Genomic DNA, 11,170 nt, shown 5'->3' on the forward strand with positions numbered 1-11,170 from the left:
GGGTGGCGGCCCGCGGCATGCGCCGGCCACTGCGTCGCCGACGTGGGCCCCGCGGTGAGACGGCGCCTGCCCCCGGCGGTTGAAGGAGTCAGTCCCCAGAAGTGTAAACGCTTCCACTGTGATGTGCCACACAGAGGGGCGATCTCGCATGAACCCGGGCATGCGGGAGTGGGGGCGGGGGTCAAAGCCGGCTGAAACCGGAATGGAAGCGCTTCCACCACCCCGCCTGCCGTGCCGTACTCTGGTGCCACGCATCGACCCCCGGCCCGCCGCCGTCGTGCACCCGCCCGCCGCAGAACCCCACGAACCGGGAGGAGGACCGCCGATGGTCGGCATCAAGGACGTCGCCCGCATGGCCGGGGTCTCCACCGCCACCGCCTCCCGCGCCCTCACCGGCTCCGGCCCCGTGGCGGCCGCCACGCGCACCCGAGTCCAGGAGGCCGTCGCCACGCTCGGCTACGTGGCGGACTCCGCCGCTTCTTCGCTCGCCTCGGGCCGCACCCGCAACATCGGGCTGGTGACGCCCTCCGTCCACCGGTGGTTCTTCGCCGCCGTGCTCGAGGGCGCCTCGGACGAGCTCGTACGGCACGGGTACGACCTCACGCTCTACGACGTCGGCCAGGACCCGGAGCGTCGATCCACGGTCATCTCCGACCTGCTGCCCCGACGGCGGCTGGACGCCCTGATCACCCTCTCGTTCCGGCTGAGCATGTTCGAGCTCGCCGGACTCGAACGCCGCGGCCTGCCCGTGATCGCCGTCGGCGGCCGCCTGCCGGCGGGCGAGACCCTGCCGGACTGGTTCACCGCCGTCCAGGTGGACCACGCCCGCGCCGCACGGATGGCCACCGAGCACCTGCTGGAGCTCGGACACCGGGACATCGCCTACGTGGGCCGCGTAGACGAGGACATCGAGTTCCAGGTCAGCACCGAGCGCACCCGCGGGTTCCTGCACGCCCTCGCCGCCACCGGGGTGCGCACGCCGGCCGACTGGATGGTGCCCGCGGACTTCACCATCGGCGGCACCTACCACCAGGCGCGCGCCCTCCTCGCCGACCCACGGCGCCGGCCGACGGCGGTCATGTGCATCTCGGACGAGATGGCCATGGGCACCTGGATGGCAGCCCACTCCCTGGGGCTGCGCGTGCCCGAGGACGTGTCCGTGATGGGCCTGGACGGCCACCCCGAGGCCGCCCGCCTGGGCATCAGCACCGTGGACCAGAACCCACTCGAGCAGGGCCGCCGCGCCGTCCGCCTGGCGCTCGGCGCCCTCGACGGCGCCGCTCACCCCCACCGGATCATGCACCACCTGGCCGTGCGGCCGAGAGCGAGCACCGCGCCGCCATAGACCGTCAGCCCCGACCCTCACCCACCCCTCTCCTTCACCTTGGATCGTCGGGCACGTACCTGCCCGTGAAAGGAACCCCACCATGGCCTCCGTGACCTTCCGCTCCGCCAGCCGCCAGTACCCCGGCTCCCCCCGCCCCGCCGTCGACTCCCTCGACCTGGAGATCGCCGACGGCGAGTTCCTCGTGCTCGTGGGCCCCTCCGGCTGCGGCAAGTCCACCTCCCTGCGCATGCTCGCCGGCCTCGAGGAGCTCTCCCGCGGCAGCATCCTGATCGGCGACCGGGACGTCACCGACGTGGACCCCAAGGACCGGGACATCGCGATGGTGTTCCAGAACTACGCCCTGTACCCGCACATGACCGTGGCGGACAACATGGGCTTCGCCCTGAAGATCGCCGGCGTCCCCGCGGACGAGCGGCGCCGCCGCGTCGAGGACGCCGCGAAGCTGCTGGACCTGACCGAGTACCTGGACCGCAAGCCGAAGGCCCTCTCCGGGGGCCAGCGTCAGCGCGTGGCCATGGGCCGGGCGATCGTGCGCGACCCGCAGGTGTTCCTCATGGACGAGCCGCTCTCCAACCTGGACGCGAAGCTGCGCGTGCAGACCCGCGCCCAGATCGCCAACCTGACCCGTCGCCTGGGCACCACCACCGTGTACGTGACCCATGACCAGACCGAGGCCATGACCATGGGCGACCGGGTGGCGGTCCTCAAGGACGGCCGCCTCCAGCAGGTGGACACGCCGCGCAACCTCTACGAGCGCCCGATGAACGTGTTCGTCGCCGGGTTCATCGGCTCCCCCGCCATGAACATCTTCCGCATGCCCGCCACGCACGAGGGCGTGCACTGGGGCGAGACGGTCATCCCCGTGCCGCGGGAGGATCTGGCCGACGCCGGCACGGCGGTGGACCTCGGCGTGCGCCCCGAGAACCTGGTGGTCAGCGACGACGCCGCCGGCCTGCCCGTGGAGGTGGACACCGTGGAGGAGCTCGGCGCGGACGCGTACGTGTACGGTCACGCGACGATCGGCGGCGAGGAGCGGCTCATCACCCTGCGGACGGTGGGCTACACGGCGCCGGAGAAGGGATCCGTGGTGCACGTGGTCCCGGACCCGGAGCGCGTGCACCTGTTCCACGCCGAGACCGGCGAGCGACTCAACCGCTGACGGCGGCGCGACGGCGGCGGGCGGCGCCTGCCCTCAGCCCTGACGCCCGGCCAGCTCCGCGAGCCGGTCGATCGACGCGCGGAGCTGCTCTTCGCCGGTCCGCAGGGCGCGACGGATGCGCTGCGGGTCGGCGAGCCGCGTCCAGTCATAGGTGTGGGTGACGCGGCAGCCGCCCTCGTCGTCGCCCTCAACCTCCCACCGCCACAGCTGGCCGAACGGCTCCCCGCCGACCTCGGAGGGCTTCCAGGCGATGCGGCGGCCCTCCTCGAACTCGACCACGTGGTTCGCGCGGTCCACGCCCTTCTGCAGGGTCATGACGAACACGTCCCCGACGGCGGTCACCCGCTGCCCGGGGGCGGCTTCAGCCAGGTTGTCGTTGCCGTCCCACTCGGGCTGGCGGGAGGGGTCCGCGATCAGCTCGAAGACGACGCCGGCCGGCGCGTCGACGTGACGGGTCGCGGACACGACGCGGTCCTCGGGGGCGGGCAGGGCGGTCTCGTCGATGTGCTCCATGGCGTCAGGGTAGGGGTGCACCGCCGCCGTGGGCCATCCCCTCCGCACGCGGGCGAGGAGCGCTCGCACGACCCCGGCTCCTCACCCCCTACCCTCGTGAGCATGACGTCCCGGCTGCGCCTCCTCCTGACCACCGCGATCGTCCCGGTGTTCTGGGGCTCCACCTACGTGGTGACGCGGCAGTGGCTGCCCGCGGACCTGCCCCTCACCGGCGCTGCGATCCGGGCCCTGCCGGCCGGGCTGATCCTGCTCGCCCTGACCCGGCGCCTCCCCCGCGGGGCGTGGTGGTGGAAGTCCGCACTGATCTCCTTCCTGACCATGGGCGGGTTCTTCGTGCTCGTGTACGTCTCCGGCTCCCGCCTGCCCAGCGGCGTGGCCGCCACGCTCATGGCCTCCGGGCCGCTGGTGATGGTGGTGCTGGGCCGCCTGCTGCTCCGCGAGCGAGCGCCGCTGATGGCGTACGTCGGCGCCGTCGTCGGGATCCTCGGCGTGGCCCTGCTGGCCGGCAGCGCGATCGCCACCCTGGATCCCATGGGCGTGGCGGCCGCGCTGACCGGCGTGCTGACGTCGTCGCTGGGGTACGTGCTGACGAAGCGGTGGAGTCCGCCCGTGGACTCGCTGACGTTCAGCGCGTGGCAGCTGACCCTGGCCGGCGTGATGCTGGCACCGGTGGCGCTGGCCGTGGAGGGCCCGCCACCGCCCCTGGGCCTGCCCGCCGTCCTGGGGTTCGCGTACATGGGCCTGATCGCGACCGGGCTGGCCTACGTGCTGTGGTTCCGGGGCCTCGCGGCGCTGCCCGCCCGGACGGTCGGGATCCTGGGGCTGCTCAACCCCCTGACGGGCGTCCTGCTCGGCGCCGCCGTGGCCGGGGAGATGCTCAGCCCCCTGCAGGCACTCGGGGCGGCGGTCATCCTGCTCGGCGTGGGTCTCGGGCTCATGACGACGCCGCGGGTGCTGCGACGGCGGCCCGCCTGACCGGGCCCGCCGCCGTAGACTCGAGACATCCGCCGTCATCGGCGCGGCCCGCCGGTGACCTGGTCCTTCCGAGGGAGCCCGCGCCGTGACCGACCACCCAGGCACGCCGACCGCCACCGCCCATCCCGTCCCGTGGACGCGGACCACCGCAGCCGAGGCCCTCGCGCACTTCGGCGTGGACGGCCAGGTGGGGCTGAGCTCCGCCGAGGTCCTCCGCCGCCGCGCGGAGCACGGCGCCAACGAGCTCGAGGCCTCGGCCGCCGAGTCGTCCTGGCGCCGATTCCTGAGGCAGTTCGCCGATCCGCTGATCCACCTGCTGGCCGCCGCCGTCGTGATCTCCGTGGTGGCCTGGTTCTTCGAGGGCGCGCACGGCGCCCCCGTGGACGCGATCGTGATCGCCGTGATCATCGTGTTCAACGCGCTCCTGGGCTACGTGCAGGAGGCGCGCGCCGCGGACGCGGTGGCCGCGCTGCAGGGGATGGCGGCGGTGATGGCCACGGTGGTCCGTGACGGCCACACCGTGCAGGTGCCGGCCGCCGACGTCGTCCCCGGGGACGTGCTCGCGCTCGCCGAGGGCGACTCCGTGGCCGCCGACGCCCGCCTGATCGCCTCCTCCTCCCTGCACATCGCCGAGGCCGCGCTGACGGGCGAGTCCGCCCCGGTCGGCAAGGGCCCGGCCCCGATCCCGGGCGAGGTCAGCCTCGGCGACCGGGCGAACATGGTCCACAAGGGCACGGCCGTGACGCAGGGCGTGGGCACCGCGGTGGTCACCGCCACGGGCATGGAGACCGAGATGGGGCACATCGCGCGGCTGCTCAGCTCCACCGAGAAGAAGGCCACTCCGCTCACGCGGGAGATCGACGCCCTCGGCCGCACGCTGGGGATCGCCGTCATCGGGATCGCGGTGGTGGTGATGGCGGCGATCGCGATGACGAGCGGCATCCACTCCGTGCGCGAGGCGGTGGACGTGCTGATCGTGGGCGTCTCGCTCGCCGTCGCCGCGGTGCCGGAGGGGCTGCCCGCCATCCTCTCCGTGGTCCTCTCCCTCGGCGTGACGGCCATGAGCCGGCGCAACGCGATCGTGAAGAACCTCTCCTCCGTGGAGACGCTGGGCTCCGCCTCCGTGATCTGCTCCGACAAGACCGGCACCCTCACCCGCAACGAGATGACCCTGCAGACCGTCCGCGCCCCCTCCGGGCAGGCCCGCCTCAGCGGCGTGGGCTACGCGCCGGAGGGCCGCGTGCTCCTGGACGACGGCGTCGACCTGCTCGCCGCCGACGCCGCGCACCCCCTGCGCGAGGAGGGCGTCGCGCTGCTGTGCGGCGGCTCGCTCGCCTCCAATGCCGAGGTGCGCCGGGACGACGACGGCGCCTGGTCCGTGCTGGGCGACCCCACGGAGGCCGCGTTCGTGGTGGCCGAGCGCAAGGCCGGCCTCGAGGAGGCCCGCGCCGCGCGCTTCACCCGGGTGGCCGAGGCGCCGTTCACGTCCGAGCGCAAGATGATGTCGGTCGTCGTGACGGACGGAGAGCGGGACGGTGCCCCCCTGCTCGTCGCGAAGGGCGCGCCGGACGTGCTGCTCCAGCACTGCACCCGCGTGCGCAGGGGTGACGAGGTGCTCGCGCTCGGGGAGCCCGACCGCGCCTCGGCGGCGCGCGACGTGCAGGAGCTCTCCGACCAGGCGCTGCGCACCCTCGCGGTGGCGTACCGCCGGCTCGAGCCCGCCGAGCTCGAGGCCGCCCGGGCGGCGGACGGGACCCTCGACGGCGAGGCCCTGCGCGGCCTCGAGGAGGAGCTCGTGTTCGTGGGCACCGCCGGGATCATCGACCCGGCCCGCGCCGAGGCCGCCGACGCCGTCGCCACCGCCCGCGGCGCCGGGATCCGGGTGGTCATGATCACGGGCGACCACCCGGCCACCGCGCTGCGGATCGCCCAGGAGCTGGGCATCGCCGAGCCCGGCGACCGCGCCCTCTCCGGGCCGGAGCTCGAGGCGATGGACGCCGAGCAGCTGCGCGCCGCCGTGCGGGACGTGGCCGTCTACGCGCGCGTCTCCCCCGAGCACAAGCTGCGGATCATCGGGGCGCTGCAGGCCGACGGGGCCATCGTCTCCATGACTGGCGACGGCGTGAACGACGCACCGGCCCTCAAGAAGGCGGACATCGGCGTGGCCATGGGCATCACGGGCACCGAGGTGTCCAAGGAGGCCGCGGACATGATCCTGGCCGACGACGACTTCGCCACGATCGTTGCCGCCGTGCGGCAGGGCCGGGTGATCTTCGAGAACATCAAGAAGTTCCTGCGCTACCTGCTCTCGTCCAACACGGGCGAGGTGCTCACCATGTTCTTCGGCGTGATGCTCGCGGGGTTCCTCGGCCTGACCGGGCATGGGACCGGCGTGGTGGTGCCGCTGCTGGCCACGCAGATCCTGTGGGTCAACCTCGTGACGGACTCCGCGCCCGCCCTCGCCATGGGGATCGACGCGGAGGGCGACGACGTGATGGCCCGCCCGCCGCGCCGGGCGACCGACCGCGTGATCGACCGCCGCATGTGGGGCGGGATCCTCACGATCGGCGCCGTGATGGCCGCGGTCACCCTCCTGGCCCTGGACAGCCAGCTCCCGGGCGGCCTGCTGGCCGGCTCCGGCACCGTGGTGGACGCCCAGACCTGCGCGTTCACCACGCTCGTGCTCGCGCAGCTCTTCAACGCCCTGAACTCCCGCTCCGAGACCACCTCCGCCTTCCACCGCATGTTCCACAACCGCTGGCTGTGGGCGGCGATCGCCTTCGGCGTGCTCTCCCAGGTGCTCGTGGTGCACGTGCCGTTCCTGCAGACCGCGTTCGGCACCACGGCGCTGGATGCCGGCCAGTGGCTGATGTGCCTCGGCCTGGCCTCCGTGGTGCTGTGGTTCGACGAGCTGCGGAAGCTGGTGCTGCGGGCCCGCCCGTGAGGCGCAGCTCGCCGTCGTCGGTGACGCCGCCGGCCGGCAGCGGCGAGGCGAACCACGCGGGCGGATCCAGATCCACCATGGCGATCGCCGGGTGGGCGAACGCGAGGTGCGCCCCGGCGCGGCGGCGCGGCCCGCATACTGGGGGCCATGCCCGTTCAGCGTCCTGCCGGCTCCCCCACGCCCCGCACCGTCCACCTCGGCACGTCCGGGGAGCTCGCCCGGATCCTGCCCGACGAGCACGACGACGGCTGGGTCCTCGAGATCGGCGGGGCCGTGCAGTCCCACGTGGACCTCGAGCACCCGGGGCGCATCCGGTACGAGTACCTGCGCCGGATGGCGAACGTGCTCGACGCCGCCTTCCCGGCGGGCGAGCCGGTCCGCGTGCTGCACCTGGGCGCCGGCGCGTTGACGCTGCCCCGGTACGTGCAGGCCACCCGGTCCGGCTCGGAGCAGACCGCGGTGGACCTGGACCGTGAGCTCGTCTCCTTCGTGCTCGCCGAGCTGCCGATGCCGGACGGCACGCGGCTGGAGTCGGTCGTGGCGGACGCGCGCCTGGCCGCCGTCGACCTGCTGATGGACGGCGCGCGCTTCGACGCCGTCGTGCTGGACATCGGCACGGACGCGGAGGGCACCGCCCACCTGAGCGGCGCGGAGTTCTACGGCGAGCTGCTGGGGCTGCTCGACGACGGCGGCGTCCTGCTCGTGAACGTCGGCGACGACGACGGCCTGCGCCTCCTCGGCCCGCAGATCGACGCCCTCGAGGAGGCGGCCGCCGAGGCCGGAGCGCCCGGGCCGTGGACCCTCGCGGACGCCGGGATGCTCGAGCGGCGCGCGCTCGGCAACGCGGTGCTGGCCGCCGGCCCGGCGCTCGTCGTCGACGGGCTGCGGGACCGCCTCGCCGCCGCAGGGCCGCACCCGGCGGCGGTGCTGGACGGGGCGGAGTCCGCCTCCCTCGCGGAGCGGCTCACGCGGGGCTGAGCGGACTCCGGCGCGCGGCGGCGGCCATCCCTGGCCTCAGTCCTGCGGCCGGGGCCAGGGATGGCCGCGCCACGTCTCGGCGCCCTCGTTGAAGCGCCGCAGCAGCCGGGTGAAGTCGGCGACGTCCTCCTCCGGCCAGTCGGCGACGACGTGCTCGACGGCGCCCCGCCGGGTGGCGAGCTCCTCGGCGAGCCGGGCCCGGCCGTCGTCGGTGGGCCGGTGGCGCCGGGCCGGGCCCCCGCCCGGGTCGGCGATGCGCTCGACCAGCCCGGCCTTCATGGCGGCGGCCACCTGCCGGTGCACCGTGGAGACGTCCAGGTCGAAGGACTCGGCGAGCTCGGCGATGGTCATGGGGCCGCCCGCCTCAAGGCGCGCGAGGAGGAGGGTGGCGCTGCGCTCGAGCACGCTCGTGCGGCCATGGGGCGCCACGCCCTGGGCCGCCACCCGCTGCAGGAGCATGTGCTCGTAGACGATCCCGCGCACCGGATCGGCCCACGCCGCCTCGGGTTCTTGCATCATGCAAAAGATGCTACCTTTTGCATCATGCAAATCGCCGAGCAGGAACGCATCGCCTCCCCCACCTTCGTGCTCGCGTGGGTGGTCTCCTTCCTCCAGTTCGTCGTGTTCTACGCGCTCGTCACCACCATGGCCCTCTACGCCGTGCGCCAGTTCGCGGCGTCCGAGGCCGGTGCGGGGCTCGCGTCGAGCTCCTTCGTCATCGGAGCCACGCTCGCCCGGATCGTCACCGGCCACGTGGTGGACCGGTTCGGCCGCCGTCGGGTCCTGCTGGTCGCGCTCGCCGTCGTCGTGGTCTCGTGCGCGCTGTACCTGCCGGCCTCGTCCCTGCCGGCACTCATCGTCGTGCGCATGCTGCACGGTGCGGCCTACGCGTTCGCCAGCACGGCCGTGATGGCCGCGGCGCAGTCCGCCATCCCGGCCTCCCGACGCGCGGAGGGCACGGGCATCCTGGCCCTGGGCACCACGCTCGCCACCGCGATCGGCCCCGCCCTGGGCCTCTTCCTCGTCGGCTCTGCCGGCTACGGATGGCTGTTCTGGACCACGCTCGGCGTGACCGTGGCCAGCCTGCTCCTCGCCCTCGCCCTGGGCGAGCACCCCGCGGCCGCCCCGGCACCGGTCCCGGCACCGGACCCGGCCCCGGCCGGCGTGGACCACGGCGAGGCCCTCACCCCGGGCGAGAAGGGCGCGAGCGAGGTGCCCGTCGAGCATCCGGCGCCCGCGGTCGGCTTCCGCCTGCGCTCCGTGCTGCACCCGGCGGTGGTGCCGATCGCCGGGTTCATGCTCATCGTGGGCCTGGCCTACTCCGGGGTCATCACCTACCTCGACGCCTACTCCGTGGACCGCGGGCTCACGGCCGGAGCGGGGCTCTTCTTCCTCGCCTACGCGGCCGCCATGCTGCTGATGCGCCTGACCCTCGGCACGGTGCAGGACCGCCGCGGCGACGACGTCGTGGTGTACCCCGCGCTGGTCTGCTTCCTCGCCGCGCTGCTGCTGCTGGCGACTGCCACGCAGGACTGGCAGGTGGTGGTGGCCGGCGCTCTGAGCGGCCTGGGCTACGGCACGCTCATGCCGGCGGCGCAGGCGATCGCCGTCAACGCCGTGCCGGCCCACCAGCTCGGCGCCGGCATCTCCACGCTCATGCTGTTCGCCGACGTCGGCCTGGGCCTGGGGCCGGTCGCCCTCGGCGGGCTCGTGGCCGCGGCCGGCTACGGGGCGATGTACGCCGTGCTCGCGGCGGCACTCGTGGTCGGCTGCGTGTACTACTTCGCGGTGCACGGCCGGAAGCACGGCCGGAACGGGACCGCCGCCGCCCGCTGAGGCGGCTCGACGGCCCGGGCGCCAGGACGGCTCAGTGCTCGTGGTCGGGGCGCAGCGCGGTGCAGACGCACGCCCGATTGCCGTCGGCGTCCTCGATCACCCAGAACGAGGGCGCGGAGGCGTCGCTGAGCAGGGTGGCCCCGGCGTCGAGGGCGGCCTGCAGGCGGGCCTCCGCCTCCTCCGGGGCCACCCACACGTCCAGGTGCCAGCGCTGCTCCACCTCGGGGGCGGGCAGGGCGTGCTCCCCGGTGGAAGCCTCGCCCTCCGGGCCCTGCCACCACATCGACGGCGTCTGCCCGCTCGGGTCGGCGAGGTCGCCGTCCCCCGTGACATCGGCGCCGAACAGCGCCGCGTAGATCCGCGCCTGGGCCGCCCCGCGCGCGGTGTCGAGGGCGAGCTCCAGCTGGGTCAGGCCGGCGACGTCGGCGCGCACGCCCAGCTCCCGGGCGATCCCGCTGATGCGCCGGGCCATGCGCAGGTCGCGGGAGGTGACCCCGCCGACGTCGTGGCTGGCGAGCGTGAGCACCACGTCCGTGTAGGTGAGCGTGAGCTCGGGGTGGTGGTCGGCGTCCTGCGCCGCGGCGCCGATCCGGGCGGCGAGCTCGAGGCCGGTGGCGTAGTCCGCCGGGGTGAAGCGCGCCTTGAGGCGGCCGGCGAGCAGGCGCCAGTCCTCCAGGCCGGCGTCGGCCACCTCGGCGGTGCGCAGGAGGCGGCGGGGGTCCGTGACGGGGGTCTCACTCATGACGTCATCGTGCCACCGGGAGGTGGCCCCGGAGGAGACTGGGGGCACCATGGATCGCGTGAGCACCCTTCCCCCGACCTCCGCACGACGTCGGGCCGCCCTGGCGTGCGCCGCGGCCCTCGTGCTGGTGCTGGGACTCGGCGTCCGCCTCCTGCTCCACGGCGCGTGGACCGGGTCCGCCGGCGACGCCCTCTATGCGGTGCTCGTGTACCTCGTGGTGGCGTTCGTGCTGCCGCGGCAGAGATCCCTCACGGTGGGCGGCGTCGCGTTCGCGGTCTGCGCGGCGATCGAGCTGTTCCAGCTCACGGGCCTGCCCGTGGCGTGGGCGCAGGCCTTCCCACCGGTGCGGCTGGTGCTGGGGACGACGTTCGTGGCGGGCGACCTGCTGCTCTACGCGCTCGGCTGCGCGGCGGCCGCCCTGGCTGACGCGGGGGTGCGGGCGCGTCGGCGGTGAGGCGGGGGGCGCAGGCGCCTCGCCTGTGCACCCGAGGGTCGACGCGAGGCCGGGGTGAGACGACCCGGGCCGTTCCCCGGGGGGAGGGTGCTCCCTCGAAAATTGCCATGGGCTATCCGATCTAGCTGTGATGTCCAGGGAGGTTGTTGAGCCTGGTGGCAGGCGCGGCGCCGATCGCGGAGTGGACGCGATGATGATTGTAGAAGTGCAGCCATCCAGGC

At 74.1% G+C, this 11,170-nt stretch carries 10 protein-coding genes; 7 read left to right on the plus strand and 3 right to left on the minus strand.

The features are described 5' to 3' along the window. Positions 1-325 precede the first annotated feature (325 nt). Both AB0302_RS09645 and ugpC read left to right on the plus strand, forming a co-directional pair. Positions 326-1,345 carry a LacI family DNA-binding transcriptional regulator gene (locus AB0302_RS09645; RefSeq protein WP_366371680.1) on the plus strand — a complete coding sequence of 340 codons (1,020 nt, stop codon included), beginning with the start codon at positions 326-328 and terminating at the stop codon, positions 1,343-1,345. Between the two features lie 82 nt (positions 1,346-1,427). Then, complete coding sequence (ugpC, locus tag AB0302_RS09650; RefSeq protein ID WP_255843581.1) at positions 1,428-2,507, plus strand: sn-glycerol-3-phosphate ABC transporter ATP-binding protein UgpC; 1,080 nt, start codon at positions 1,428-1,430, stop codon at positions 2,505-2,507. A 33-nt stretch (positions 2,508-2,540) separates the two neighbouring features. Here ugpC and AB0302_RS09655 read toward each other — a convergent pair whose 3' ends face one another. Then, positions 2,541-3,020: an SRPBCC family protein gene (locus tag AB0302_RS09655; RefSeq protein ID WP_366371683.1), complete on the minus strand. Its 480-nt coding sequence runs from the start codon at positions 3,018-3,020 to the stop codon at positions 2,541-2,543. Between the two features lie 102 nt (positions 3,021-3,122). Here AB0302_RS09655 and AB0302_RS09660 point away from each other — a divergent pair, with 102 nt between their 5' ends. From AB0302_RS09660 to AB0302_RS09670, 3 genes are all read left to right on the plus strand, one after another. Beyond that, positions 3,123-3,995, plus strand: coding sequence for an EamA family transporter (locus AB0302_RS09660; protein ID WP_319076414.1), 873 nt, complete (start codon positions 3,123-3,125; stop codon positions 3,993-3,995). Between the two features lie 85 nt (positions 3,996-4,080). Next, entirely contained in the window at positions 4,081-6,939 is a 2,859-nt protein-coding gene (locus AB0302_RS09665; protein WP_366371685.1) for a cation-translocating P-type ATPase, read from the plus strand. Positions 6,940-7,086: 147 nt separating this feature from the next. Then, a complete protein-coding gene (locus tag AB0302_RS09670; protein WP_319076411.1) occupies positions 7,087-7,917 on the plus strand; it encodes a fused MFS/spermidine synthase in 831 nt (276 codons plus the stop codon). Positions 7,918-7,953: 36 nt separating this feature from the next. On the opposite strand, the gene AB0302_RS09675 is transcribed toward AB0302_RS09670, so the two are convergent. Next, positions 7,954-8,436, minus strand: a complete 483-nt coding sequence (locus AB0302_RS09675) for a MarR family winged helix-turn-helix transcriptional regulator (RefSeq protein WP_319076410.1) — start codon at positions 8,434-8,436, stop codon at positions 7,954-7,956. 24 nt (positions 8,437-8,460) lie between these two features. On the opposite strand from AB0302_RS09675, the gene AB0302_RS09680 reads away from it, so the two are divergent. Next, complete coding sequence (locus AB0302_RS09680; RefSeq protein ID WP_366371688.1) at positions 8,461-9,753, plus strand: MFS transporter; 1,293 nt, start codon at positions 8,461-8,463, stop codon at positions 9,751-9,753. A 31-nt stretch (positions 9,754-9,784) separates the two neighbouring features. On the opposite strand, the gene AB0302_RS09685 is transcribed toward AB0302_RS09680, so the two are convergent. Then, on the minus strand, positions 9,785-10,495 hold the full coding sequence (locus tag AB0302_RS09685) for a 4a-hydroxytetrahydrobiopterin dehydratase (RefSeq protein ID WP_298714468.1): 711 nt from the start codon (positions 10,493-10,495) through the stop codon (positions 9,785-9,787). A gap of 58 nt (positions 10,496-10,553) precedes the next feature. Between AB0302_RS09685 and AB0302_RS09690 the strand changes: the two genes are divergently transcribed. Then, entirely contained in the window at positions 10,554-10,949 is a 396-nt protein-coding gene (locus AB0302_RS09690; protein ID WP_366371690.1) for a DUF2809 domain-containing protein, read from the plus strand. The last annotated feature ends 221 nt before the right edge of the window (positions 10,950-11,170 follow it).

Origin of the sequence: Micrococcus sp. NPDC078436 (genome assembly GCF_040702705.1) — a bacterium.
Lineage (GTDB): Bacteria > Actinomycetota > Actinomycetes > Actinomycetales > Micrococcaceae > Micrococcus.